Annotated in this window: 23 protein-coding genes; 14 read left to right on the top strand and 9 right to left on the bottom strand. The window is 63.2% G+C overall.

The features are described from left to right. Nucleotides 1-77: 77 nt before the first annotated feature. Entirely contained in the window at nt 78-1010 is a 933-nt protein-coding gene (locus AC1Z36_RS05710) for a LysR family transcriptional regulator (RefSeq protein ID WP_105656249.1), read from the bottom strand. 72 nt (nt 1011-1082) lie between these two features. On the opposite strand from AC1Z36_RS05710, the gene AC1Z36_RS05705 reads away from it, so the two are divergent. Continuing rightward, nucleotides 1083-2141, top strand: a complete 1059-nt coding sequence (locus AC1Z36_RS05705) for a YeiH family protein (protein ID WP_105656248.1) — start codon at nt 1083-1085, stop codon at nt 2139-2141. Between the two features lie 28 nt (nt 2142-2169). Here AC1Z36_RS05705 and AC1Z36_RS05700 read toward each other — a convergent pair whose 3' ends face one another. Further along, nucleotides 2170-2940 carry a 3-hydroxybutyrate dehydrogenase gene (locus tag AC1Z36_RS05700; RefSeq protein ID WP_105656247.1) on the bottom strand — a complete coding sequence of 257 codons (771 nt, stop codon included), beginning with the start codon at nt 2938-2940 and terminating at the stop codon, nt 2170-2172. Between the two features lie 247 nt (nt 2941-3187). On the opposite strand from AC1Z36_RS05700, the gene AC1Z36_RS05695 reads away from it, so the two are divergent. Continuing rightward, the gene (locus tag AC1Z36_RS05695) at nt 3188-3892 is read left to right on the top strand and encodes an NUDIX hydrolase (RefSeq protein ID WP_286134052.1); all 705 of its coding nucleotides are present in this window, start codon (nt 3188-3190) and stop codon (nt 3890-3892) included. 10 nt (nt 3893-3902) lie between these two features. On the opposite strand, the gene AC1Z36_RS05690 is transcribed toward AC1Z36_RS05695, so the two are convergent. Then, nucleotides 3903-5039, bottom strand: coding sequence for an acyl-CoA dehydrogenase family protein (locus tag AC1Z36_RS05690; protein ID WP_105656246.1), 1137 nt, complete (start codon nt 5037-5039; stop codon nt 3903-3905). A gap of 118 nt (nt 5040-5157) precedes the next feature. Between AC1Z36_RS05690 and AC1Z36_RS05685 the strand changes: the two genes are divergently transcribed. Further along, nucleotides 5158-5667 (top strand): GNAT family N-acetyltransferase, encoded by a 510-nt coding sequence (locus AC1Z36_RS05685; protein WP_105656245.1) that lies wholly within the window; start codon nt 5158-5160, stop codon nt 5665-5667. Here the strand turns inward: AC1Z36_RS05685 and AC1Z36_RS05680 are convergent. Next, complete coding sequence (locus AC1Z36_RS05680; protein WP_105656244.1) at nt 5664-6032, bottom strand: winged helix-turn-helix transcriptional regulator; 369 nt, start codon at nt 6030-6032, stop codon at nt 5664-5666. The genes AC1Z36_RS05685 and AC1Z36_RS05680 overlap by 4 nt on opposite strands. An 83-nt stretch (nt 6033-6115) precedes the next feature. Between AC1Z36_RS05680 and AC1Z36_RS05675 the strand changes: the two genes are divergently transcribed. The 5 genes from AC1Z36_RS05675 to AC1Z36_RS05655 all read left to right on the top strand — a co-directional run bounded on the left by AC1Z36_RS05675 (nt 6116) and on the right by AC1Z36_RS05655 (nt 11844). Beyond that, nucleotides 6116-6724: an NAD(P)-dependent oxidoreductase gene (locus AC1Z36_RS05675; protein WP_105662006.1), complete on the top strand. Its 609-nt coding sequence runs from the start codon at nt 6116-6118 to the stop codon at nt 6722-6724. Nucleotides 6725-6854: 130 nt separating this feature from the next. Then, entirely contained in the window at nt 6855-8519 is a 1665-nt protein-coding gene (locus tag AC1Z36_RS05670; RefSeq protein WP_105662007.1) for an ABC transporter substrate-binding protein, read from the top strand. Nucleotides 8520-8525: 6 nt separating this feature from the next. Then, entirely contained in the window at nt 8526-9458 is a 933-nt protein-coding gene (locus AC1Z36_RS05665) for an ABC transporter permease (protein ID WP_105656241.1), read from the top strand. Further along, nucleotides 9455-10252, top strand: coding sequence for an ABC transporter permease (locus AC1Z36_RS05660; protein ID WP_105656240.1), 798 nt, complete (start codon nt 9455-9457; stop codon nt 10250-10252). The genes AC1Z36_RS05665 and AC1Z36_RS05660 overlap by 4 nt, the downstream gene beginning before the upstream one ends. After that, complete coding sequence (locus tag AC1Z36_RS05655; protein WP_105662008.1) at nt 10249-11844, top strand: dipeptide ABC transporter ATP-binding protein; 1596 nt, start codon at nt 10249-10251, stop codon at nt 11842-11844. Before AC1Z36_RS05660 ends, AC1Z36_RS05655 begins: the two co-directional genes overlap by 4 nt. Here the strand turns inward: AC1Z36_RS05655 and AC1Z36_RS05650 are convergent. Further along, entirely contained in the window at nt 11841-13529 is a 1689-nt protein-coding gene (locus AC1Z36_RS05650) for a long-chain-fatty-acid--CoA ligase (protein WP_105656238.1), read from the bottom strand. The two genes, AC1Z36_RS05655 and AC1Z36_RS05650, sit on opposite strands and share 4 nt — an antisense overlap. A gap of 207 nt (nt 13530-13736) precedes the next feature. Here AC1Z36_RS05650 and AC1Z36_RS05645 point away from each other — a divergent pair, with 207 nt between their 5' ends. Continuing rightward, nucleotides 13737-14735 (top strand): DNA topoisomerase IB, encoded by a 999-nt coding sequence (locus tag AC1Z36_RS05645; RefSeq protein ID WP_181149049.1) that lies wholly within the window; start codon nt 13737-13739, stop codon nt 14733-14735. 9 nt (nt 14736-14744) lie between these two features. Here the strand turns inward: AC1Z36_RS05645 and AC1Z36_RS05640 are convergent, their stop codons facing one another. Then, nucleotides 14745-15845, bottom strand: a complete 1101-nt coding sequence (locus tag AC1Z36_RS05640; RefSeq protein ID WP_483561796.1) for an alanine racemase — start codon at nt 15843-15845, stop codon at nt 14745-14747. A gap of 107 nt (nt 15846-15952) precedes the next feature. After that, the gene (locus AC1Z36_RS05635) at nt 15953-16741 is read right to left on the bottom strand and encodes an IclR family transcriptional regulator (RefSeq protein ID WP_105656236.1); all 789 of its coding nucleotides are present in this window, start codon (nt 16739-16741) and stop codon (nt 15953-15955) included. Nucleotides 16742-16843: 102 nt separating this feature from the next. Between AC1Z36_RS05635 and AC1Z36_RS05630 the strand changes: the two genes are divergently transcribed. From AC1Z36_RS05630 to AC1Z36_RS05610, 5 genes are all read left to right on the top strand, one after another. Further along, entirely contained in the window at nt 16844-17299 is a 456-nt protein-coding gene (locus AC1Z36_RS05630; RefSeq protein WP_105656235.1) for a VOC family protein, read from the top strand. A gap of 162 nt (nt 17300-17461) precedes the next feature. After that, complete coding sequence (locus AC1Z36_RS05625) at nt 17462-18166, top strand: CoA transferase subunit A (protein WP_105656382.1); 705 nt, start codon at nt 17462-17464, stop codon at nt 18164-18166. A gap of 2 nt (nt 18167-18168) precedes the next feature. Beyond that, the gene (locus AC1Z36_RS05620) at nt 18169-18819 is read left to right on the top strand and encodes a 3-oxoacid CoA-transferase subunit B (RefSeq protein WP_105662011.1); all 651 of its coding nucleotides are present in this window, start codon (nt 18169-18171) and stop codon (nt 18817-18819) included. Beyond that, entirely contained in the window at nt 18816-19985 is a 1170-nt protein-coding gene (locus AC1Z36_RS05615) for an acetyl-CoA C-acyltransferase (protein WP_332498838.1), read from the top strand. Before AC1Z36_RS05620 ends, AC1Z36_RS05615 begins: the two co-directional genes overlap by 4 nt. A gap of 239 nt (nt 19986-20224) precedes the next feature. Further along, a complete protein-coding gene (locus tag AC1Z36_RS05610) occupies nt 20225-22747 on the top strand; it encodes a hypothetical protein (RefSeq protein WP_483561795.1) in 2523 nt (840 codons plus the stop codon). A 98-nt stretch (nt 22748-22845) separates the two neighbouring features. Here the strand turns inward: AC1Z36_RS05610 and AC1Z36_RS05605 are convergent, their stop codons facing one another. Next, the gene (locus tag AC1Z36_RS05605; RefSeq protein WP_483561794.1) at nt 22846-23406 is read right to left on the bottom strand and encodes a histidine phosphatase family protein; all 561 of its coding nucleotides are present in this window, start codon (nt 23404-23406) and stop codon (nt 22846-22848) included. A 64-nt stretch (nt 23407-23470) separates the two neighbouring features. Continuing rightward, the gene (locus AC1Z36_RS05600; protein ID WP_105662015.1) at nt 23471-24301 is read right to left on the bottom strand and encodes a metallophosphoesterase family protein; all 831 of its coding nucleotides are present in this window, start codon (nt 24299-24301) and stop codon (nt 23471-23473) included. Between the last annotated feature and the right edge of the window lie 225 nt (nt 24302-24526).

Raw genomic sequence — 24526 nt, 5'->3', positions numbered from 1 at the left:
TGCATCCTTGATGGGAAGCTTGCTGTCCGCCTCGTGGCCAAGTCCGCACAGTTCCAAGCCGGGGCCTGGATCTCCGGCTAGCCCTGCGCAATCCGTGATTCCACGGAAATCTCAAGCAGCTTCTGCTCGGTCGCTTTCAAGACACGGTGCGCAGGCCATATCGCCCGCAGCTCGCGCAACAGCGCCGGCCCATCAAACGGGATCTCGACGAGCAGCCCCTGCTCCAACTGGCTCTCTACCGCCAAATGGCTGAGCACAGCGGGCCCCATTCCGCGCGCCACGCACTGGCAAATCGTTGCGTTCGAGTTGAAGACAGCGACCGGATTCGGGCGTTCGGCATGGGCAATGTAATCCAAGAATGCCCGGGTGCCGGAGCCTTCCTCGCGTTCTATCAGCGCCGTGCTTTGCAATTCGTGCAGGCTCAGCGGTTCCTGCCGTTGTGCCCAAGCATGTGAAGGCGACGTGACCACGAGCATTTCATCGTGAAGTACCTGCCGGCTTTTCAGGCCCAGAGGAATGTGCGGGGTTTCCACGAATCCTAGTCCCAGTTCCTCCTGCTGCACTGCACGAATAACATCTTGGGAATTCATGATCTTCATTCGAGGGATGACTCGTGGCAGGGCACGATGCAGTAGTCCGATCCAATTTGGCGCCAAGAATTCAGCCACCGTCATGCTGGCTCCGAATTCCAGCTCTCCCTCTCCGGTTTCAGCCAGCGAGCGCGCGCCAGCGGCGAAGGTTTCCAGGCTGTCCAGGACTTCACGAGCCCATTGGACGGTCAGCACTCCCTCTGCGGTCAAGCGCGATCCGGTGGTCTTGCGTGCCACAAGCTGGTATCCCAGCCGGCGCTCCAACGTTTTCAATGCGCGGGTGGCATTTGGCTGCGCCATCCCGGCCGCACGGGCACCGGCGCTCAGGCTCCCGTGATCGGCGATGCCGACCAGCAACTCCAATGAGGAGGGTTGAATCCAGCGGGCAATGTCTTCGAGAGATGACGAGCTGCTTTCCATATCATGATCATATGTCCGCGATAGCAAGAAGTGGTATACCGCAATTCGCCATGCCGGAGAAGAATTATTTCCATGCACGACTCCACAAGTTCCATCGAAGAATCCGCCACCTCCAAACGTGACCAGTCCGCACATCGAAAACCTGCTTCGCGTTTCGCTCCTGCTCTTCCGGGACTTCTCCTCTGCCTTCTCGCCGGCATCTTGTGCATGTTTGCCAGCCACTACGTCAATGGCCTGAGCGCCCTGCTGCTGGCTATCCTGCTCGGTGCGCTGTGGCGCAATCTTGCCCCGGTCCCGCAGGCTTTTGCCCCCGGCACGGCAATTGCCGGCAAGAAGCTGCTGCGCCTGGGCATTGTGCTGCTGGGCTTGCAGCTCTCGCTGGGCACCATCCTCGGCCTGGGCCCCGGGGTACTGCTGGTGGTGGTCCTCTCGGTTGGCATCACGTTCTTGGCCACCTTGTGGATCGGCAAGAAGCTCGGCATGGATCTGCCGCAGCGCCTGCTCATCGCCACCGGCTTCTCCATCTGCGGTGCCGCCGCGGTCGCAGGTGCCGAGAATGTCGTCAAGGCCAAGCAGGATCAGGTCGCCACCGCGATCGGGCTGGTAGTGCTCTTCGGGACATTGATGATTCCGCTCATGCCCGCGGTGGGCTTGCTGCTCGGGCTGGATGAACGCAGCATCGGCATGCTTATCGGTGCGTCCACCCATGAGGTCGCACAAGTCGTCGCCGCCGGCGGTTCGGTAGGTGCCGGCGCCTTGGCCGTGGCGGTGACCGTCAAGCTGGCCCGGGTGGTCCTGCTGGCTCCAATCATTGCCGGCGTCGGCGTCTTCATGCGGCGGCGCCAATCGGTGCAAGGCGGCAAGAACCCGCCACTGGTGCCGCTGTTCGTGCTCGGGTTCCTGGCGGCAATGCTGCTGCGCACCACCGGGCTGGTGCCCGAGGCGTGGCTTTCAGTTGCGGCCAGCGTGCAGACGCTCCTGCTTGCCGCGGCCATGTTCGCCTTGGGGCTCGGGGTCCACCTGCGCAGCATCGTAAAAACCGGCGGACGTTCATTGCTGCTGGGGCTGCTGTCCACCTTGGTGATCATCGCCGTGTCGATCGGCGGAACCCTGCTGTTCCCGCCGGCTTAGGCATGGCAGCCATGTGTGCCCGCCGCACCTATTTCGCGCTCCAGCCGCCATCCATGGTGTAGGACGCTCCGGTCACCATGCCCGCGGTATCCGCACTGAGCCAGGCCGCCAGCGAAGCGACTTCCTCTGGTTCAACCAGGCGCTTGATGGCCGATTCGGCAAGCAAGATCTTCTGGATGACATCCGACTCGTCAATGCCATGCGAATTCGCTTGATCGGCAATCTGCCGCTCCACCAATGGGGTACGCACATACCCCGGGTTGATGCAGTTGCTGGTGATCCCGTAGTCGGCACCTTCCAATGCAGTGACCTTCGACAGTCCCTCCAACCCGTGCTTGGCCGCAACGTAGGCGCTCTTGAATGCGCTGGCCCGGAGCCCGTGGATCGAAGAAATATTGATGATGCGGCCGAAGCCGCGCTCGCGCATGCCGGGCAGTGCTGCCCTGATCAGCAGGAAAGGCGACTCCAGCATGAGCCGATGGATCAGCCTCCAGGCTTCGGGGTCGTACTCGTGGATTGGAGCCACCCTTTGCACGCCGGCGTTGTTAATCAGGATGTCGGTATCCACGCTGAGATCTTCCAGCGACGCGGTATCCGAAAGATCCACGGCCCATGCTTTTCCGCCAAGCTCGCGGGCCGCTTCTTCAGCGGCCTGTTCATTGAGGTCGGCAATCGTCACGGTGGCACCGGCGTCGGCCAATGCCCGGGCACTGGCCAGGCCTATGCCGGAGGCGCCACCGGTAACCAAAGCGCGGCGCCCCTTCAGCCCTTGGGGCCATGGGCCAATTTGTTCCGCCATTGCGCTCATCCTCTGCTCGGCTCCCCTGCGGCTTCCAGTTGCGATGCCCGCAGCTTCGCGCAGGTCTCTGTGATTCAAACTAGGCTCCGCCAGGAATCCGGTCAACGGCATTTGCTGTGCAGATTCCGCAGGTCAATGTGCAAGCATGCACAGCGGCTTCTGCCGGTTGCGCGTTTGCTGTGCGCTGGAAGCTAAGCTGGCTCTCGAAGGCTATTCTCACTTCCAAGAGCCAAGGACATGGTAGGCAATGACGACTTCCCCGATACCTGCGACTCCCACCGAGGTCCCGATCCGCAAAGCGGCCAGTGTTTTGCTGCTGCGCGAGGCAGCTGGCGGGTTTGAGGTTTTCGTCCAGCATCGCGTGAACACCATGGACTTCGCAGCCGGCATGGTGGTTTATCCCGGCGGCCGAGTTGATGCCCAAGACGGCCAAGCGGTGGCGGCAGGAGAGCTGGATCCCGCCTTGCTCAGCGAGCACGCCCGGCAATGGGCGCGCACCTCGATCCTTGGGGAAGGACCAGATCGCGCGGAGCATCTGGCCGGGGAGATCCTGGCCGCAGCACGTCGTGAAGTCTTCGAGGAGACAGGGCTGCTGCTGGATCCTGGCCAACTGCGCCCCTGGGCCAATTGGGTCACCCCAGCCGGTTTCCCGCGGCGGTTCGATACGTACTTCTTTGTCGCGGCCTTGCGCCCCGGCCAGGAACCAGTCCACCAGACCACCGAAGCGGTGATCTCCACATGGATCAGCCCCAAGGAGCTCTTCGCTTCCCTGGAACGCGGCGAGATTAAAATGATGCGCCCTACCCAGCGCACCTTGCGGGATGCGATGGAGCAGGGCAGCATCGAGCAGATCATTGCCAGCGAGCCAGCCATCTCATCGATTCATCCGGATCCCCGTGATTCCCTCTCGGGAAACGCTGTGCGGAATTCGGAAAAGCAGTTCAACGCCTGATTACCACCGGTCAGGATTCCAGCAGCGTGCGTCCGACGATGAGCGACATGATCTCGTTGGTGCCTTCCAGGATCTGGTGCACGCGCAGATCCCGGGTGATCTTCTCCATCCCGTAGTCCGCGAGGTAGCCGTAGCCGCCGTGCAGCTGGATAGCGCTGTTGGCGGCGTTGAATCCGGCGTCCGTGGCCATCTTCTTGGCCATCGCGCAGAGGCGGACGCGGTCCGGGCTCTTCGCGTCCAGTGCGGCGGCGGCACGGCGCAGCAAGGAGCGGGCGGCTTCCAGCTCCATGTCCATTTCGGCCAGCTTGAAGACCAGCGCTTCCTGCCTGGTCAGCGGACCGCCGAAGGCCTGGCGCTCCTTCAAATACAGCGCCGACTTCTCCAGCGCGCTCTGCCCGCCACCCAGCGAGCAGGCCCCGATGTTCAGGCGGCCGCCATTGAGTGCCTGCATGGCCATGGAGAATCCCTGGCCTTCCTCGCCCAGCAGGCTGGCGGCGGGAATGCGCACGCCTTCCATGATCACCTGGCGAGTGGGCTGCGCCTTCCAGCCCATCTTCTTTTCGTTCGGCCCGAAGCTCAGGCCCTCGGCATCCCCGGGAACAAGGAAGGCGCTGATGCCGCGCGAACCGGTATCAGCGGTACGGGCCATGACGATGTAGAGCGCCGAGCTTCCAGCTCCCGAGATGAATTGCTTGACGCCGCTGAGCACATACTCGTCACCGTCCTTGCGGGCACGGGTTGACAGGGCCGCCGCATCGGAGCCGACTCCGGGCTCGGTCAGGCAGTAGGAGCCCAGGTCGTCCATGGCGGTCATCGATGGCAGCCATTTGGCGCGCTGCGCGTCGTTGCCGAAGGTGTCGACCATCCACACGACCATGTTGTGGATGGAAATGTAGGCGGCCAAGGTCGGGTCGGCCTTGGCGAGTTCCTCGAAGACCAGCACCGCATCGCTGCGGCTCAGACCGGATCCGCCATGATCTTCAGAAACATAGATTCCGCCCATGCCCAGCTGTCCGGCTTCGGCCAGCACATCCACCGGGAAGTGCTGTTCCTGGTCCCATTTCAGGGCATTGGGAGCAATCCTGGTCTCGGCGAAATCATGGACCATCTCGATCAACGACTTCTGGTCTTCGCTTACTTCAAACAACACCGGCTCCTTTGCCTGCACCTTGCGTCTTTGACCTCAGTCTATGTGACGCAAGATACAATGAGGGCCAATAGGATGAGTTCCGAAGCATTCATTTCGAAAGAGTTGGGCTAAGCGCATGCAAATCCGGACAAGCACCGCCGGGGATTGGCCTGGGATCTTCGGCTTCTACCGCAAAATCATGGATGAGGGGCAGACCTACGCCTTCCCCCAGGGCCAAACCCTTGAAGAAGCCCGCCCCTGGTGGATGGAGACTCCGCCAGGGCAAACGGTCGTTGCCGTGGCAGATGGCAGGATCATCGGTTCGGCCAAGATGGGGCCAAACAAGCCCGGACGGGGAGCCCACATCGCCACCGCGTCCTTCCTGGTCGATCCGGAAAGCCGCAATCGCGGCGTGGGACGAGCACTGGGCGAATACGTGATCGACTGGGCCCGGCAGGAAAATTATCACGGCATCCAGTTCAATGCGGTCGTCGAGACCAATGAGGCTGCAGTGCGTCTATGGCAATCGCTGGGCTTCAAGATCCTGGGCACCATTCCGGGCGCCTTCAACCATCCGACCAAGGGGCTGGTGGGCCAGCACTTCATGTTTCTGCCGCTGCGTCCCGCTGCTCCACCTGGCCATTAGCCGCGCGCGTCGAACCGCTCACGGGCAGCGAGCACTTTGGGCACATGCTCCTCGGACCACAGGCGCAGGATTTCCATGGGTTCCAGGATCCCGCGTCCCAAATCAGTCAGCTCGTAGTCGACCCGCACCGGCACCTGGGCATATACGGTGCGCTGCACCAGCCCGTCGCGCTCCAGGTTGCGCAGGGTATTGGTGAGCACTTTCGGGGTGACCGCGCCGATGCGCTGGCGTAATGCGGAGAAACGTTGCGGGCCGCCAGCCAGGGACAAGAGGACCAGCGGAGTCCATTTATCGCCTAGGCGCTGCATGATTTCACGTGAAGGGCATTGCTGCACGAACACGTCAAAAGAGCCATGGCTATCCATGAGGAAACCTAGTTTCGTTGTAGTGGGCGGTATCTAAAAGATACCATTGTGCCGGACCCAATTTCCCAAGGAAAGAGAACACCATGAAGATTGCAGTTTACGGAGCTACCGGCATGGTCGGCTCGGAAGTCGTTGCCGAAGCCATTTCACGCGGCCATGAGGTCACCTCGGTCTCCCGCTCGGGCAAGGTAATCGACGGAACCACCACCGTGGCCGCCGAGCTGGGCGACGGGGCAACCTACCGCGACCTGGGAAAGAACAACGACGTGCTCGTCATTGCCGTACCGCCATCGCGCACCGGTGGCGACCACCAGGAATACCTGGATGCCTTCGAACAGATCACCGAAACCCTGGTCCCAGCCCGCCTGCTGGTTGTCGGCGGCGCCGGCGCTACCGAGGTAGACGGCGTCCGCCTGGTCGACACCCCGGGCTTCCCGGAGGAATACAAGGCCGAAGCCACCACCTGCGCCGAGGTCTACGACATGTTCACCTCGGTTTCCGGCATCACCTGGACCGTCGCGGCTCCAGCCCCGGTGATCGTGCCTGCACGCCGCACCGGCAGCTACACCCTGGGCACCGATTCGCCAGCAGGCGACTTCGTTTCCTCCCAGGACTTCGCCGTGGCCATCCTCGATGAAATCGAAACCCCGGTCCACCAGAACCGCCGCATGACCGTGGCCAGCGAAAAGTAGATCCCTCGCGCAGTGCCGCTAGCCAGGTTTCGTCGGATCGGAGCGATTCGCTCCGATCTGACGAATGCGTTCCAGATGGCTAGAGTTGGTTTGGTCATCACCACTAGTTCATCGAGGTAAGCCCTTCCCCATGCAACGAAACTCGCGCGCGTCCAGGATCCTTGGCTGCGCTATCGCGCTCCCGCTCCTTGGATCCCTTCTAGCCAGCTGCTCGGCAGGGGCAGGACCCGATGCCCCCGCAGAGGAGGCGAAGCCGGTTGCCGGCGGCACCCTGGTCTATGCTTCGGGCGACGCCGAGCCGGCCTGCCTGGATCCGCATGTGGGCGGCAACTACCCGCAAGCCCTGGTAGCAAGCCAGTACCTCGAATCCCTGTTCACCAAGGATGCGGACGGGAAGATCATCCCGTGGCTGGCCGAAAGCACCGAGGTCTCCGAGGACGGCCTGACTCGCACCATCACCCTGCGCGATGGGATTTCCTTCACCGACGGCACGAAGCTCACCGCCAAAGCCATCGAAGCCAACATCGAGCACCTGAAGGATCCGAATACCGCGTCCTCCACCGGCTATCTGGCCGTGGGCAAGGTCGTGGATATCGAGATCGCCGATGAGCTCACCGCCAAGCTGACGCTCTCCGCCCCGGATAACGCGCTGCTGGAATCGCTGTCCATGCCATGGACCGCCATCGAATCCCCCAAGGCGCTGGAACGCGACCAGGCTACCAACTGCGCCTCACCGGTAGGCACCGGCCCGTTCAAGGTCGAATCCTGGGAGCACCAGAAGGCCGTGAACCTGGTCCGCAACGAAGACTACGTGCCGCCGGTCAAGAACGCGGAGCGCTCCGATTCCAAGGCCTATCTGGAGGCCATCACCTGGCGCTTCATCCCTGAGGCCGCCACCCGCTACGCAGCCCTGGTCTCGGGCGAAGTCGATGTCATCGACAACGCGCAGCCGGACACCATCGCCACGGCAAAGCAGGACGGCTCGCTGGGCCATCTGGACGCCCCGCGCCCGGGTGCTTCCAACCGCCTGGAGCTGAACAGCTCCAAGGCGCCATTCGATGACCAGCGCGTGCGCGAGGCCTTCATCCGTTCCGTGGATGCCAGCGCCGGCGTCAAGGCCCTCTATTTCGGCACCACCGAGCGCAGCTACTCGCTGCTGTCGTCAGCCGAGCCGCTGGGCTACTCCGATGAATCGCTGTTCGGCACCGATGCGGCCAAAGCCAACGCGCTGCTCGATGAAGCAGGCTGGAGCGAACGCGACGCCGAGGGCTACCGCGTGAAGGACGGCAAGCGCCTGTCGCTGGACTTCCCGGTCTCCACCAACCAGTCGGTTCCTGCCGAGCAGTCCCTGTTCGAGCAGTTCCAGGCCCAGGCCAAGGCCGTGGGCTTCGAGGTGAAGATCCAGCTGCTGGACCTGTCCAGCTGGTACGGCGCCCTGGCCAAGCACGATTACAATCTGGTCTCGGCTCCCTACACCAAGGTCGGCCCGTCGGTGCTGCGCATCCTTTACCACTCCGACTCGACCGTCCCGGCGCCATCGGGCTACTTCGCCAACAATGCGCAGGTGAAGAACGAGAAGCTCGATGGGATCCTGGCCCAGGCCGAAGAGGCCAATGATGTAGCCCAGCGCGCTGCGCTGTACGAGCAGGCCCAGAAGCTGGTCCTGGAGGGCTACTCCGTGCTGCCGCTCTACGACCAGCAGAACCACTTCCTCTACGGCAAGAACGTGCACGGCATCGGCGCCACCACCGCGGTGTCTTCGCCGGTCTACTACGACACCTTCATCACCAAGTAGCACCCCTTGGGCACGATTGCTTGGGCCGGGCGCAAGATCGGCGGCGCGCTGGTGGTGCTGTGGCTGGTGGCCACCGCCATCTTCATCGCCATCCGGCTGATCCCCGGCGACCCGGCCGAAGCAATCATGGGCGGCCCCGGTTCCCAGGCCTCGGCCGAAGCGCTGGCCGCGGCCCGCGCCGAGTACGGACTGGACCTGCCGCTCATCTCCCAGTACCTGATGTACCTGGGCAAGCTGGCCACCTTGGACTTCGGCACCTCCTATTCGCTCAAGCAGCCGGTCGCCGGCATCATGGGCGATCTCCTGCCCAATACCCTCTGGCTTGCGCTGCTGGCCCTGGCGGCCGCCTGGGTGCTGGCCCTGGGCTTCGCGGCATCGGCCATGCGGGCCAACCGCTTTGGCGCATGGCTGGGAAATATCGTGGAGATCATTGCCGCCGCCGTGCCGCACTTCTGGCTCGGCGCGGTGCTGATCATGCTCTTCTCCTCGATGCTCGGCTGGCTGCCGGCCGTGGATAACGGCACCGCCCAGGGTTTGGTACTTCCCGTGCTGACCTTGGCATTGCCGCTGGCCGGGTTCCTCACCCAGCTGATGCGCGATTCGCTGAGTGCAGCCCTGGGCAGCCAGTTCGCGCTGGCCGCGCGTGCCCGTGGCGAAAGCCGGCTGGCGGTCTTCTGGCGCCATGGCTTGCGCCATGCCGCCTTGCCTGCCCTGGGCCTGACCGGCTGGGCTTTCTCCTCGCTGCTTTCCGGCGCGGTGGTGGTCGAGGCGATCTTCGCCCGTCCGGGTCTGGGGCGCTCGCTGCTTTCTGCGGTGCTGGCCCGCGACATCCCGATGGTCACCGGCATCGCGCTCTTCTCCGCGCTGGTCTACATCGTGGTCATGGCGATCACCGAAGGCATCGAGCGAGCCATCAATCCGGCAGGGGCGAGCTCATGAGCCGCACCGCAAGAATCTTCGCCGCCGCATTCATCGCCTTGTGGGTGCTCATCGCGCTGGTTCCTTCGGTGCTGGCCCCGGGCGACCCATTGGCCATCAACCCGGCCGAGGCATTCAGCAAACCCGGCGCCGCGCATTTCTTCGGCACCGACGAATCGGGCCGCGACATCTATACCCGTGTCATCCATGGTGCCCGCGACTCGCTGGCTATCGGCCTGGCGGCCACGGGATTGGGCATGGGATTGGCCATCGTCTTGGGCACAGCTGCGGCATTGTCCCCGCGCTGGCTCGACGAGATCATCCTGCGCGTGCTCGAAGCGCTCTACGCGATTCCATCCTTGCTGATGGCACTGCTGATCATTGCCTTCACCGGACCCGGTGTCGGGCCGGCCATCGTCGCGGTGGGCCTGTCCACCGCACCGGGATATGCCCGGCTGGTGCGCAGCCAGATCCGCACGCTGAAGAGTTCGGAAATGCTGGAGGCAGCCACCGTGCTGGGCCGCGGCTCGTGGCTGTTGGTCCGCAACCATTTGGTTCCCAACGCCCTCAAGCCCCTGCTGGCGCTGGTGACCTTGGGGATCGGCCAAGCCGTGATCTGGGCTGCTGCCCTGTCCTTCCTGGGCTTGGGCACTCCCCCGCCAGCTCCCGAATGGGGTGCCATGCTTTCGGCCGGGCGCACCTACCTGCACTTCGCGTGGTGGATGAGCTTGTTCCCCGGCTTGGCGATAGTTGTCGTGGCCGCAGGCGCCACGCTGATTGGCCGCGCGCTGGGCGGAAGGGCAAGGACAGCATGAACGAGCAAGCACTGATTACGGTCAAGGACCTTTCGGTCCATTTCGGTTCCACCGTGGCGGTGAAGAACATTTCCTTCACCGTAAAGGCCGGACGTTGCCTCGCATTGGTCGGCGAATCCGGGTCGGGCAAATCCGTGACCGCCCGCAGCCTGCTTGGCCTCTCCGGCGGCACCGTCAGCGCCGCCGAGCTCGCTGTCTGCGGGCAGAACGCCTTGGAGCTCTCCGACCGCGGCTGGCAGCAGATCCGCGGGAATTCGGTGTCCATGATCTTGCAGGATGCGCTGATGGCGCTCGATCCGCTGCGCCCGGTGGGCCGGGAAATCGGTGATGCGCTCAAGGCGCACGGCAAGATGTCGAAATCCGAGCGCCAGCAGCGAGTGCTCCAGGTGCTGGAATCCGTGCGCATGCCCGAGCCCGGGCGCCGTGCCAAGCAGCGTTCCACCGAGCTCTCTGGCGGCATGCGCCAGCGTGCCCTGATTGCCCAGGCCCTGGCCGGCAACCCGCAGGTAGTCATCGCCGATGAGGCAACCACCGCCTTGGACTCGGCGCTGACAGCACTGGTCCTTTCGCAGCTGCGCGAGCTCAAGGAGCAGGGCCGCGGCGTGCTGATGATCAGCCACGATCTGGCCCAGGTAGCGCATTTGGCCGACGACATTGCGGTGATGCGCAACGGTGCAATCGTTGAGGCCGGCAGCACCGGGCAGATCCTGGGCGACCCGCAGCACGAGTACACCCGCCAATTGCTGCGGGCCGTGCCTTCGGGGATACCGCGCTTCGCCCCGTTGTCGGCAGCCAGCAAGCCGTTGACGGCACCACCGCCAGAAGCACCCGCCACTACTGCCCCCGCGTTATCAGTCACGCAGCTGTCCAAAACGTTCGGCAAGCACCAGGCCGTGGATGCGATCAGTTTCGAACTGCCCCGGGGCAAGACCCTGGGCGTTGTCGGCGAATCCGGGTCCGGGAAGACCACCACCGCGCGCATGGTGCTGGGCTTGCAGAAGCCTGATGCAGGCAACGTCAAGCTGCTCGGCGAGCACTTTGCCCCGGCCCTCGAATCCCAGCGCCGAAAGCTGCGCGAACAAATCGGCGCGATCTACCAGAACCCGTTGGGGTCTTTCGATCCGCGCTATTCGGTGGGGCAGCTGCTGGCCGATGCGCTGAGCCGCGGCAAGTCCAAGCGCGCAGCCGAGTACCGCAAGCCGGCGGCTGAACTGCTCGAACAAGTCGAGCTGTCCACCGAATTGCTGGGCCGCAACCCGCGCGAGCTTTCCGGCGGGCAGCGCCAGCGCCTGGCGATTGCCCGTGCGCTAGCGCCCAAGCCGCAGGTGCTGGTCCTTGACGAGCCGGTCTCGGCCTTGGATGTATCAATCCAAGCCACGGTGCTGGACCTCCTGGATCGGATCCAGCTGGACACCGGAACCAGCTACCTGTTCATCAGCCATGACCTGTCGGTGATCGAGCACATGAGCGACTCCGTTGCGGTGATGCATGAAGGCAAAATCATCGAGCAGGGCTCTACTGACCAAGTCTTCGGCGCCCCGCAGCATGATTACACGAAACTGCTGCTCTCGGCGATGCCGCGGTTGCGCTAGACCAGATCGACCATCTGGTCCTTGACCTGCTTGCGCAGGATCTTGCCCAGCAGCGAGCGCGGCATCTCATCGATCTGCACAATGCGCTTAGGCACCTTGTAGGCGGCCAGCAGCTCGCGGCAGTGGGCGCGCAGCGCGTCCTCGTTCAGCCCGCAGCCCTCTTCGAGCTGCACCGCGGCAACTACCATTTCGCCGCCGCGGGCCAACGGCTTTCCGAAGACCGCGGCATCGGCCACGTCAGCGTGCTGGCGCAGGGCGATCTCGACCTCGGTCGGTGAAACGTTGAAGCCGCCGGTGATGATCAGCTCCTTGGCGCGGTCCACCACCTGGGCGAAGCCGTCCTCGTCAACGGTGACCACATCGCCCGAACGCAGCCAGCCGTCCTCGGTTTTGGCCTTGGCCGTTTCCTCCGGGTTGTTCCAGTAGCCCTGGAACACCTGCGGGCCCTTGATCAGCAATTCGCCCGGTTCTCCCTGGGCCACTTCCCGGCTCGGGTCCTCCACGTCCACGACCTTCATCAGTGTCGAGGGGAAGGGCACGCCGATGGTGCCGGTGCGGCGGCTGGGGTGGAATGGGTTGCCCAAGGCCACCGGCGAGGACTCGGTCATGCCGTAGCCTTCCACCAGCAGGCCGCCGGACATCGATTCCCACAGCTCCACCACATGGTCGGGCAGGTTCATCGCCCCGGAGATGCAGTACTTGGCGCTCTTCAGCGAGACGCCGCGCTCCTTCGCCGCCAGGGCGGTGCGCTCGTAGATCGGCGGCACCGCGCAGTACACGGTGGCCGGGGACTTCTTCCAGGCATCCAGGATCATCTGCGGATCGAACTTCGGGAAGAGCACCAGCAGGCCCTGCTTCTTCACTCCGAAGGTCAGGTACAGGGTCATGCCGAAGGCATGGAACATCGGCAGGATCGCGTAGAGGATTTCCTCGCGCTCCTGCGCCCCGAGCATCCAGGCCTCGCCCTGCAAGGCGTTGGAATAGAGGTTGAAGTGGGTGAGCATGGCACCCTTGGGGTGGCCGGTGGTCCCCGAGGTGTACTGGATGACCGCCAGGTCATCGACATCCGGATGCGGGTGGTTCGCATCCAATTGCGCACCGGAGAGCAGGTCCTTCCATGCCACGGTGCCCGAGGTGCGCGCCGTGAGCGACGCCTTGGTCTCGCGCAGCTTCTTGACCGGCAGGTTCAGCGCCAGGCGCTTGACCGCGGGGAAGGCTTCGAGCAGGTTGACCGAGACGATCGAGTCCAGCTGCACGTCCTTGGGGAATTCCTGGACGTTGGCCACGACCTTGTCCCAGGCAATCGCGATGCGCGCCTGGTGGTCCTCGAACTGGTGGCGCAGTTCCCGCGAGGTGTACAGCGGGTTGTGCTCCACCACGACGGCGCCAAGGCGCAGGATCGCGTAGAAGGCGATCACGTGCTGCGGGCAGTTGGGCAGGATCAGCGCAACGCGGTCGCCGGCGCGCACGCCGAGCTTGCGCAGGCCCTCGGCGGCCTTGGCTACCTGCGCGCCCAGATCGGCGTAGCTGGTGCGGCGGCCGAAGAATTCGGTCGCCGGGCTATCGCCGGCTTCACGCACGGAGCGCTCGAACATGCGGCTGAGCGGTTCGGTGGGCAGCTCGATTTCGGCCGGGACTCCCGGCTGGTAATTTGCCACCCATGCGGGCGCAGCACTATTTTCCATACCTCCAATCATGCCCTGTTACGGGACATGGCGCGATTCCAGGGCTTCCCGGGTGCAAACGACGCGCTGCAGGTGGCGGATCCGCCCGCTGGCAGGAATACCCCGGCACCGCACAGCTGGGATTTTCCTGCGAACACCCGGAGCAGGGCAGCGATCGGCGATAGCGTGTGCGTGATTGCACGGCTACGCAACTACCGGGAGGCATCCATGCCAGCACGCCGAAGCAAACGGCTTCCCATCACGCGCCGGCGCGCGGGAACCGGCTTCTTCTACCTGGAAGGGGCACGCACGGTGAAGGACCAGCACCTGCTGGATCGGATCAGGCAATTGTCGATCCCGCCGGCATGGAAACAGGTCCAGATCGCTGCCAGTGCGCGGGCCAAGGTCCAAGCTCGCGGAATCGATGCGGCAGGACGCACCCAGATGATCTACCACCCCGATTTCCGCGAGCGGCAGGATGCCGCCAAATTCGACCGGTTGCCGGCGTTCGGCCGCGCACTGCCCAATCTCCGCCGCCAGCTGCTGCGGGATCTGCGCCGGGGAAGAAACGACAAGGACAGGGTCACTGCGGCCGTGGTCCTGCTGCTGGATCTGCATCTGCTGCGCATCGGCACGCACGCCTACTCGCGTTCCAACCAATCGTTCGGGGCCGCTTCGCTGCGAGCCAAGCATCTGGAGGTCCAAGGGCATTGCGCCACCCTCGAGTTTCCCGGCAAGAGCGGCCAGCAGCAGCATGTGAAAATCAGGAGCCGGCGACTGGCACGAGTACTGGTCCAATTGCGCGATCAGCCGGGCTACGAGCTTTTCCGCTACCTGGATGACGATGGGCACTCGCACCTGCTCCAGCCTGCGCAAATCAACCGGTACCTCGAGGAGCATCTGGGTAGCGGATTCACCGCCAAGGACTTCAGGACCTGGGGCGGCAGCTTAGCGGCTTTCAGGGCACTGATCGAGGCTCCCGCCTCGGCTATGGCTGCCGATGATGCCAGGAATCTGCGCAAGCTGGCCATCGAGCAGGCCGCCGGAAAACTGGGCAATACTCCCGAAATCGCGGCCGGCTCCTATATCGATCCCCGTGTGCTGGAGCTGGCGGACGATCCGGAAAAATTGGCGGCGCTGCGCCGTTCCAAACGGCAGCTGGGGACCAAGAACCATTTGGATCCGGCTTCGCGCTGCCTGCTGCGGTTCCTTGAAAGGGCCAGCTAGGTTCAGAATCTAGAAGTTCAGTCCTCTGGCCGCTACATCCCATACCTCGCTGGTGCCGTCCTCATGCACTGCCAGCACGTTGTCGACCAGGTTCACCGCGACGCAGACATGGTTCGGGATGACGTGGAGCTGCTCGCCGTGGGCCGGCAGGTCCAAGTGCTCGGGCCACAGCACGGTGGCGTGATGCTCCGATAGTGCGCTGATGCGGGCTTCAGGGCACTGGGCGATGCGCCCGTATCCGGTGGCCCAGGCCGGGCGGTCGCTTCCGAGCACCTTGCTGCCGGCGTCCAGCACGATGCGCCGGGGAATCTGCCCATCGCCTTCATGGCGGCTGATCACGGTGGAGGCGACGGTCAGGGAAATATCCTCCCAGCGCACGCGCCCCAGCTCGAACTGCTGCGCATCGCCGAAGACGTATACCCCTGGACGCACCTCGGTCAGCACCGAGTTGTCGCTCAGTTCGGCGGTCGGGGTGGAGCCCCCGCTGATGCGCTTGATGGCATGCCCGGCCTCGCGCAGCAGGCACGCCGCTTCGGCCAGGGCCTTGTGCTCATCGTTGAGTGCCGCGTCGATGCCGTGCGGCGAGTAGCTGTGGCCGGGGAAAGTGAAGATCCCATGCACGCGCATGCCTGCTGCACGGGCGGCATCGGCTATTTCCACCGCGCCTTGCGGGCTGGTGCCGCTTCGGTGATGGCCGCTGTCGATCTCGATGACGAGCTTGATCTTGGAGGCCTTCTCCCCCAGCATCCTGGCCATCTGCTGCACGGCCTGGACAGAGTCCGTGCCGATGCTCAGCTTGGCACGGCGCATCAGCTCCAGGATGCGTGCCGCCTGGGATTCATTGACCCACAAAGGGTAGGCGATGAAGATCTTCGCGACCCCGTGCAGCGCAAACGCGAGGGCTTCGCCGACAGTTGCCACGGTGAGTCCGGCGGCACCGGCGTCCATCTGGCGTTCGGCGATTTCATGCATCTTGTGCGTCTTGGCATGCGGGCGCAGTTTCAGGCCCTGGCTCGCCACTCGGTGGGCCACCCGGTCAATGTTCTGCTGGAGCTTCGCTACGTCAACGATGACCTGCGGGGTGTTGATTCCGGCCGGGATAGTGCCCAAATTTTCCGTCCTTCTGCACTTGGCTGCGTCACGGGGAATCCTGGAAATAGGCATTCCCGCCGATCTGAAAGATTACCGCAGGAAGCTTTGTACCGGGGAAGGAAAAACTAGCGTGGAAGCGTGCTTGACCGGGCCGACAGCTTGGTGGACAACTCATGCGCGTGGTGCAGCAGCAGGTTGCCCAGCTCTTCGCGGCGGTCCGCTTCAAAGCGCGTGTGGATCCCGGTCAGGCTCAGTGCCCAGGCAGGCTGTCCCGAGTTGTCGAAAACCGCAGCGCCCATGCCCCAGCTGCCCTCGACGATCAAGCCGGGGTTGACCGAATAGCCCAGCTGGCGGGTTTCGGCGACCTTTTTGCGCAGCTCTTCGCGCGAATGCGCCGGCCCATATCCTGGCTCTAGATCGGCATCGCGCAGGTAGCGCTCAATGCCCTGTTCAGGCAGGAAAGCAAGGATCGCGATTCCGGCCGAAGCGACTCCCAGCGGGAAGCGCCGTCCTTCATACAGCACGAACGAGCGGATGGGAAAGGCTCCATCCTGGCGCAGCAAGCACACGGTTTCGTCCCCTCGCCGCGCCGAGAGGAACGCACTTTCCCCGGTCGCCTCGGCCAGCGCGGCAACATGCTCGCGGGCCAGTTCGCTGATGTCGTAGCGCTCGGCTGCCACCGCTCCCATGAGGTAGAGCTCGGGGCCAAGCAGCCAGCGGCCGGTGCGATGATCGTGGTCGCAGAATCCTTCGGTGGCCAACGCGCTGAGCAGGCGATGCACGGTGGGCCGGGCCAAACCGGTGCTCCGGGCAGTTTGCGTCGTGGTGATGCCCTCGGGCATTGCGGTGCTCACGGTGCGAAGCACGGCAGCCAGCCGCCCTACGACTTGGGTTCCAGCCGGGGAATTGCTCATGACCACATTATGGACGATCGGTTACGGGCCGGATAATTCCCTCTTCATACTTTGTCGCCGTACCCCTGTTGCTATCGAGCTGGTCGGCGGATAATTCAGCACATGGAAAATACATGGCAAATCGTCATCGACTGCGCCGGCCCGCAAGCAATGGTCCGGTTCTGGGCCGAAGCCTTGCGCTACGTTCCCGAGCCCGCCCCGGACGGGCATCCCACGTGGCGCGCCTACTGGCAGTCCATGGGCGTGCCGGATGATGAATTGCCGCCCGGAACCGGTGATGAACCGGAGTCGCTGGTCGATCCGCAAGGTGGTGGGCCAAGGATTTGGTTCCAGCAGGTACCGGAGGCCAAGAGCATCAAGAATCGCCTGCATCTGGACTTGCTGGTCAGCGGCGGCCGCGGCGTTCGCTTCGAAGAACGCAGGCAAATCATCACCGACGAGGCAGAGCGCCTGGTGGCCCTGGGGGCCAAAGTCCGCACCGTTCACGACATGCCAGAGATGGGCCATTTCGCTATCTGCATGTTCGATATCGAAGGCAATGAGTTCGACATCGTCTAGCCCTCTCAGCTATGTCCATAATATGGACCGCTTGGCCGTTCCTCCTCACCATCCGACCAGTTACCCGGCAATGCACCGGGTCTATTGCATGCTCACCTGCGACTACGTACGTTAGAGGATAAGCAGATCCGCGCTCCACATAGTGGACACATGGAGGAATCGATGACAACGAAGTTTCGGGATGACGCAGCCGCCGCCTTGGCTGCCGTCGTCAAGGATGGCATGACCATCGCAGTAGGCGGTTTCGGCCTCTCCGGCATCCCCAACCGCCTGATCACCGCACTGCGGGATTCGAAGGCAACCAACCTGACCATCGTGTCAAACAACATGGGCGTAGACGGCAAGGGGCTGGGCATCCTGCTGGAAAATAAGCAGGTCTCCAAGGTCCTGGCCTCCTACGTCGGGGAGAACAAGCTGTTCGCACAGCAGTTCCTCGATGGGGACCTGGAAGTTGAATTCTGCCCGCAGGGCACCTTGGCCGAGCGCTTGCGCGCTGGCGGGGTGGGCATTCCCGCCTTCTTCACCCCCACCGGCGTGGGAACTCCGATCGCCGAAGGCAAGGATGTCATGGAATTCAACGGCAAGCCAGCGATCCTCGAGCGCGGAATCTTTGCCGATATCGCACTGGTCAAGGCGCACCAGGCCGACGCCGAAGGCAACCTGCGCTACCGGATGACCTCGAAGAACTTCAACCCGCTGGCCGCCATGTCCGGCCGCCACACCTTCGCCGAAGCCGAGGAAATTGTCGAGGGCTACCTGGATCCGTCGCTGGTGGAGACCCCCGGCATCTTCGTGCAGACCCTGGTGCAGGCCGATGCGGTCAAGGACATTGAACAGCGCACCGTGCGCAGCCGAAAGGAGGCCTGAGCATGTGGACTCGCGATGAAATGGCGGCCATTGCCGCTAGCGAATTAACCGACGGCCAGTATGTGAATCTCGGTATTGGAATCCCCACGATGGTGGCCAACAACCTGCCGGAAGGCGTTTCGGTCAAGCTGCAAAGCGAAAACGGCCTGCTGGGCATGGGTCCCTTCCCCTATGAAGGTGAAGAAGATGCGGATCTGATCAATGCAGGCAAGCAGACCGTGACCATCCTGCCCGGCGGCAGCTTCTTCGATTCGGCGACCTCCTTCGGCATGATCCGCGGCGGCCACGTCCAGACCGCGATCCTCGGCGCCCTGCAATTGGCCGCCAATGGCGATCTGGCCAATTGGACCATCCCGGGCAAGCTGGTCAAGGGCATGGGCGGAGCCATGGACCTGGTCGCCGGCACCCCGCGCGTGATCGTTCTGACTGATCACGTGGCCAAGGACGGGACGTCCAAGATTGTGGAGAAATGCGACTTGCCGCTCACCGGAGTCGGCGTGGTCAACCGCATCATCACCGACCGAGCAGTGTTTGATATAGAAAACTCGACCTTGACCCTGCGTGCAGTAGCCCCGGGTGAAAGCGTGGAAACCATCAAGGACATCACGGCAGCAGAATTTGCCGTGGATATTGTGGAGGATCTGAAAGCATGACCGCAAAGATTGTGGGCTACGCCCGTACCCCATTCGTGAAATTCAACGGCGCCTTCGCCGCTGTTCCAGCCACCGAGCTCGGCGCCCATGCCGGCAAGGCCGCGCTGGAACGTGCCGGAGTTGATCCCAGCGAGGTCCAGCAGGTCATCGCCGGCCAGGTGCTGCAAGGTGGCGCCGGCCAGAACCCGGCCCGTCAATCCGCTGTGGGTGCCGGCATTGCGCTGGACGTTCCGGCCATCGCCGTGAATGCCGTATGCCTCTCAGGTGCCGAGGCCGTTGTGGCAGGAGCCCGCCTGATCAATAGCGGCGAGGCAGACGTTGTCCTGGCTATCGGCCAGGAATCCATGTCGCTGGCTCCGCATGTGCAGCGCGCCCGTGCCGGAACCAAGTACGGTGCCATTGAACTGATTGACACCCTGGAATACGACGGCCTGACCGATGCTGCCGAGAAGCGTTCGATGGGCGCTTCCACCGAGGAGCACAATGCCAAGTTGTCGATGACCCGCGAGGCCCAGGATACGGTCTCGGCCGCATCCCACCAGCGCGCTGCCGCGGCCCGAGATTTCGCAGCCGGCGAGATTGCGCCATTTACCATTTCCAGCCGTCGCGGCGACACCACGATCAGCGAAGATGATGGCATCCGCGAAGCAACCACCGTGGAATCCTTGGGCAAGCTGCGTCCGGCCTTTGCCAAGGAAGGCACCATTACCGCAGGCAACTCCTCGCAGATCACCGACGGCGCAGCAGCCGTGGTGCTGGCCAGCGATGCGGCCATTGAGCGCCTGGGCCTGGAGCCGCTGGCTGAAATTCTCTCGCACGCTTTCGTTGCCGGCCCGGACCGCACCCTGCACGAGCAGCCATCCAATGCCATCAGCGCAGCCCTGGAGAAGGCCGGCGCCAAAGCCCAGGATCTGAAGGCCGTCGAAATCAATGAGGCGTTCGCCGCTGTTTCGGTGCAGTCCACCAAGGCACTGGGTCTCGATGCCTCCATCGTGAATCCGCATGGTGGCGCGATTGCCCTGGGCCACCCGATCGGCGCTTCCGGTGCACGCATCATTGGCACGTTGGCCCGCCAGCTCCACGAGATGCCGGCCGGCTCGCTGGGCGCCATCGGCATCTGCGGTGGCGGCGGCCAGGGCACCGCAATGGTGCTGCGTTCGCTGTAGCCGCTGTCCGATTAGCCGGTGCGGTTGGGTCTGCCGGGATACAACCGCACCGGCTTGTCCTTTTACCGGTGAAGTGAAAGGCGGAACTCGCTCCTTAAACCCGCCGCATGTTTCTTAACTGGACTTTGTTCCTCCACTTACTTGTTATGTAATTGGAAGGTCATATTCCAATTGTTCGACTTTAAGTTTCCAAGAACGCCCGGATGTGACGCCATCATCGCACCATGTGAGGACTCACCTTGGAATATACGCAATTGCCTGATGATCCAAAGGTGCCACCGGCACCTTTGGATCCATTGCCAGCGCCGGCGGCACCGGCGAACCCGTTCCAGAATGCCGGGCAGAACCGGCAGGTCAGGAAATTCACCAACGCGGTCCTGGAATTGAAGTCGCGTGCCAGCCTGCAGCTTCTTGGATTCCAAGCCGGCGCCATTGCGGCCATTGGCATCGTCCTGGCTCTTTGCTATCTGATCCCCCTGGCCTCGATGGCCAAGGAGATCGGTGGCGGCAGCTCCGCTGAATTCAACGTGGCGTCCCGGCTCAATTCCTTCAAGGCCTTCATCATGGTCTTCGGTGCCGTCCTGGGCGGCGGGCTGAAGATCACCGGATCCGGAGGCGGATTCGGCATGTTCGGCGAGCTCAGCCTCGCATTCGCCCTCGTTTCGGTCACCTCCATCGTGGCAATCTGCGCCGCGAACTACCTGATCGTGCGCAAGCTGCGTCGTGGCGCACGCAACGGCGGTTGGAAGAGCGCTGCATTGGCCTCCGGACTGCACGCGCTGGTCCTGGCATTGGTCTTCCTGGTCATTGCGCTCTTCGGGAAGCTCAGCATCCAGGGTGGCGAATTCTTCTCCGCCGCGGTGTCCCCGCGATATGCAGGTGTCTTCTTCACGATTGCCTTGGCCGTTTTCTTCTCGCAGTTCCTTGCCACCGCACCCCAGCGCGCCAACGCCGGATCCCCATTGATTACCGGCGTCCGCGAGGCCGTGGCCCTGGCCGTTTCGACCTTGGCGGCTTTCGCCTTGGGCGGCATCATTGCCGCATTCACCCAGCGTCCAGATGACATGCCCTGGAGCTTGGGCCTGATCCTGCTCCCGCTGCTGGGAACCATCGGTTCATATGTGGCAGCGTTGGGCTTCCTCGGGGCGCTGGCTCCGAATGTCTCCGGCATGGCCAGCTTCCTGGGCGAATACACCGCCGATGCCCTGCCCGAATCCGTCCTGCGCATCTGGGATATCGCCGACGGCAAGGGTGCTTGGCTCCTGGTCCTGAGCGCCCTCCTGGTACTCCTGGCGGCTATCCGTATTGGCGTGCACCGTGGTCGACTGGCCACTGGTTTCAACCTGCAGCGCGCTTGGCAGCTGCCAGTAGCGGCTTTGGTCCTGTGGATGATTCTTGCCGGGCTGACCAACATCTCCCTGGGTGGCGCTATCACCGCCAACGAGATGGGCAACATGAGCGGCAGCATGTCCTACGGCATCACCTGGTACTCGGTGATCTTCCTGGCACTCGGGGCCGCAGTTGTCTCGCTGCTGGCAGAAGTCCTGCCCTTGCAGGTCTACCGCTTCGCCCCATCCCTGCTGGCAGTGATTGCCGGCAAGGACGCCGCGGCGCGATGGATTTCCGGCCAGGCACCCGCCGTTGCTCCGGCTTCGCCGGTTGCAGCCGCACCCAGCCAGGCTGCTCCAGTTGCCGCCGCAGCCCAATCCACCCCTGCCGCGGCCGCCAACGGCCAGCCGATGGCTGGTGAACCGGCTCCGGCGCTGGCCCCGGCCTCGGAAGAGTCCAAGAAGAAGGCCAAGGCCGTTGGCTTCTCGGTTCTTGCGCTGGCAGTCATTGCCGGTCTGGGCTTCGGTGCCATCGCCTACCTGAACGGGCAGCGCAAGCCCGAAGCTGAAGTTGAGAAATACCTCGCGCTGCTTGCCGAGGGCCAGGCCGGCAAGGCGACCGAGATGGTCGACCCGGGGATCGACAACGCCTCGCGCGTCCTGCTCAGCGACGATGTCCTGGGCAACGCCAAGCAGCGCTTGGAACTCGTTGATGTCATCGAGGAATCCAAGGGCAAGGACTCGGCCCGTGTGCGAGCGATCTACTCCATCAACGGCGAGCGCCACGAACGCTCCTTCAATGTCGACGCGGGCGACAAGGACTTCGGCCTGCTCGATACCTGGGTGCTCAATGAATCATTGATTGTTCCGGTGGAGATCACCTCCGATAAGAGCTCGGAAGTCACTGTCGGCAAGGCCAAGGTCAAGCTGCTTGAAAGCGAGGACTACTACGGCGAGGGACGTTCCTTCACCGGCAGCTTCTATGCCTACCCGGGCATCTATGATGTCTCAGCGCCTGGCAATGAATACCTGACGAGCGAAGCGCAGGAATTGCGCGTCAACCATCCTGATTCGCAGCCGGCACAGGCGGCGCTGGTTACGACCACCACCGAGAAGCTCGACGAGCTGGTTCTGGATGAGGTCAAGAAGTTCGCTACTGCCTGCGTGACCGTTCCAACCAACCTCGATGACGGTTGCCCGAGCACCTTGCAGTCCAAGGACATCGCATCGTTCTCTGTGAAGTCGCATGCTGAAAGCGTGGCCATCGAGGAATCGGGCAGTTTCTCAAGCTCCGAGATCGTCTTCAAGTACAAGCTCAATGACACGGAGTTCATTGATTACGACGAAGAAGAGCTCACCCGCAGCTTCACGGGCAGCGTGGATTGGTACGGCGAGAAGCCCCAGGTCACCGTCGAAGGCGCATCCTGGTGGTAAGCCGCTGCTTCAGCTGCTGCTAGCCCGCCGCTGACTAGAACGCAAAGCCGCGTGCCGGCCATGATCCATGGCCGGCACGCGGCTTTGCCCTTTGCTTCCTAATGCCACAGCGATTCGCGCGAGACGTGGTTGACCAGTAGCTGCGCATCCAGCTCGACATAGGTTCCATTGGCCATGCGCGGATTGCTTTCGCCGGTGAGCGCGGCGATTACCGAGCAGATCAAGGCGCTATGGCTCACGACCATCACGTTCTGCCCGGGATGCTGATGGCAGATCTTGAACAATGCGTTCACTGCACGCCCCACCAGATGCTCTTCGGTTTCTCCGGTGCCAACCAGCAGCTGGCGCTGTTCGTCGGCGCCATCGGCCACCAGGGTGCCTTCGAGATCGCCGAAGTCCTGCTCCATCAGTTCCTGGTTTTCGTGCAGGGCACGGATGCCCAGGCTATTGGCGAGGATCTGCGCTGTTTGGCGGGCACGGAACAACGGGGAGGAATACACCGCGTCCCAAGTACCTTCGGGTGCCAGCTCGGTGGCCAGCTGCTGGGCTTGGCGGATGCCGGTATCGTTCAGTGGCAGGTCGCTGCGTCCATGCAGGCGTCCTGCCTTGTTCCATTCGGTCTGTCCGTGGCGGATCAGGATCAGGTTCTTTGCGCTCATCGTCTTCTTCTTTCTGGCATGCACCGAAGCAACAGGTGCCCGGTGCGAAGTAGTGTTCTTGAAGTCAGTTGCCGGTCTGCGAACTCTTGACCGGCGCTGGCAGCGGGGTGCTCGCGTGCAGCGCGGCGTACTGGCCGCTGGATGCAGCGAACGCGTCGACCGATTTCGCCCCGACCTTGATGACATTGAATCCCGCTGCGGGCTCGTCAACGATCTGCGTCGGGGCAAATGGATTCATGTTGTAGGACACTGCAGGAGCCATGAACACCGGGGTGCTCAACAGCTGGCTGGTGGACGCCTGATGGTAGTGGCCGCAAAGGATTGCACGGATATCGCTTCCGGCGGCGATGGCCGCCAGCTCCATCGGGTTCTCCAGCCCGCGGCCGGCGCGGGCTTCATTGGCGGCTTCCACCGGAGGATGGTGCAGCAGAAGCAGGGATCCGCGCGGCGCCGGAACCGCCAGCAGCGAGGCAAGCCAATCGAGCTGCCGCTGTTCCAAGCGTCCCCGGGCCAACTGGAATCCCCCGCTGTCCAAGCCGATAATCCGAAGCCCCAGGACCTCGTGCACCGTGTCGGCTGGATGCGGACCGGTGGACAGACGCCTGGTGTTGAAGGATTCTCCAATCGCGCCCAACGGATCATGGTTGCCCGGAACGGTGATGACCGGACAATCCAGTTCGCGCTGGGCCTGGTTGAAGATCCCTGCGGCCCGCTCATGGATGTCCGAACCGCGGTCTGCGATATCGCCGGTCACCACAATGGCATCCGGACCCAGATACGCGGCTGCTTCCAGCGCCTGTTCTGTTCGTTGCCACGAATCAATGGATCCGTGAAGCAGCTGCCCTTCGGGACGCAGGTGGGTGTCGCTCAATTGGATTATCGTCAGAGGTTCCATTTTTTCCTCCTTCACGGCTGCTGCATTTCATCCCATTGAACGCCGGGGTTCTTGCCAGCAGGTGAACAGGGTGTCGACGCCATATGAAGTCCTGAAGAATCGGGGTTTTGCCGATAATCGGACAAATCGGCCATGGAAGTCAGGTAAAACTGGCTGACACATGCTTTCTGGCGCATATGAACGGCGAGTAGCATCCAAAACGACTAATCTTAGAAGAGAAGATTT

The organism is Glutamicibacter sp. BS14 (assembly GCF_056934375.1).
Note: the sequence above shows the minus strand (reverse complement) of the source record. Positions and strands in the feature narration are given on the sequence as shown.

Bases quoted from the DNA above. Each gene is read 5' to 3' on its own strand.
- AC1Z36_RS05625 (WP_105656382.1), top strand. From the start codon at position 17,462: ATGACAACGAAGTTTCGGGATGACGCAGCCGCCGCCTTGGCTGCCGTC.
- AC1Z36_RS05600 (WP_105662015.1), bottom strand. From the start codon at position 24,301: ATGGAACCTCTGACGATAATCCAATTGAGCGACACCCACCTGCGTCCC.
- AC1Z36_RS05710 (WP_105656249.1), bottom strand. From the start codon at position 1,010: ATGGAAAGCAGCTCGTCATCTCTCGAAGACATTGCCCGCTGGATTCAA.
- AC1Z36_RS05605 (WP_483561794.1), bottom strand. From the start codon at position 23,406: ATGAGCGCAAAGAACCTGATCCTGATCCGCCACGGACAGACCGAATGG.
- AC1Z36_RS05660 (WP_105656240.1), top strand. From the start codon at position 9,455: ATGAGCCGCACCGCAAGAATCTTCGCCGCCGCATTCATCGCCTTGTGG.
- AC1Z36_RS05675 (WP_105662006.1), top strand. From the start codon at position 6,116: ATGAAGATTGCAGTTTACGGAGCTACCGGCATGGTCGGCTCGGAAGTC.
- AC1Z36_RS05680 (WP_105656244.1), bottom strand. From the start codon at position 6,032: ATGGATAGCCATGGCTCTTTTGACGTGTTCGTGCAGCAATGCCCTTCA.
- AC1Z36_RS05615 (WP_332498838.1), top strand. From the start codon at position 18,816: ATGACCGCAAAGATTGTGGGCTACGCCCGTACCCCATTCGTGAAATTC.
- AC1Z36_RS05645 (WP_181149049.1), top strand. From the start codon at position 13,737: ATGCCAGCACGCCGAAGCAAACGGCTTCCCATCACGCGCCGGCGCGCG.
- AC1Z36_RS05630 (WP_105656235.1), top strand. From the start codon at position 16,844: ATGGAAAATACATGGCAAATCGTCATCGACTGCGCCGGCCCGCAAGCA.
- AC1Z36_RS05655 (WP_105662008.1), top strand. From the start codon at position 10,249: ATGAACGAGCAAGCACTGATTACGGTCAAGGACCTTTCGGTCCATTTC.
- AC1Z36_RS05695 (WP_286134052.1), top strand. From the start codon at position 3,188: ATGACGACTTCCCCGATACCTGCGACTCCCACCGAGGTCCCGATCCGC.
- AC1Z36_RS05650 (WP_105656238.1), bottom strand. From the start codon at position 13,529: ATGGAAAATAGTGCTGCGCCCGCATGGGTGGCAAATTACCAGCCGGGA.
- AC1Z36_RS05700 (WP_105656247.1), bottom strand. From the start codon at position 2,940: ATGGCGGAACAAATTGGCCCATGGCCCCAAGGGCTGAAGGGGCGCCGC.
- AC1Z36_RS05620 (WP_105662011.1), top strand. From the start codon at position 18,169: ATGTGGACTCGCGATGAAATGGCGGCCATTGCCGCTAGCGAATTAACC.
- AC1Z36_RS05685 (WP_105656245.1), top strand. From the start codon at position 5,158: ATGCAAATCCGGACAAGCACCGCCGGGGATTGGCCTGGGATCTTCGGC.
- AC1Z36_RS05670 (WP_105662007.1), top strand. From the start codon at position 6,855: ATGCAACGAAACTCGCGCGCGTCCAGGATCCTTGGCTGCGCTATCGCG.
- AC1Z36_RS05705 (WP_105656248.1), top strand. From the start codon at position 1,083: ATGCACGACTCCACAAGTTCCATCGAAGAATCCGCCACCTCCAAACGT.
- AC1Z36_RS05635 (WP_105656236.1), bottom strand. From the start codon at position 16,741: ATGAGCAATTCCCCGGCTGGAACCCAAGTCGTAGGGCGGCTGGCTGCC.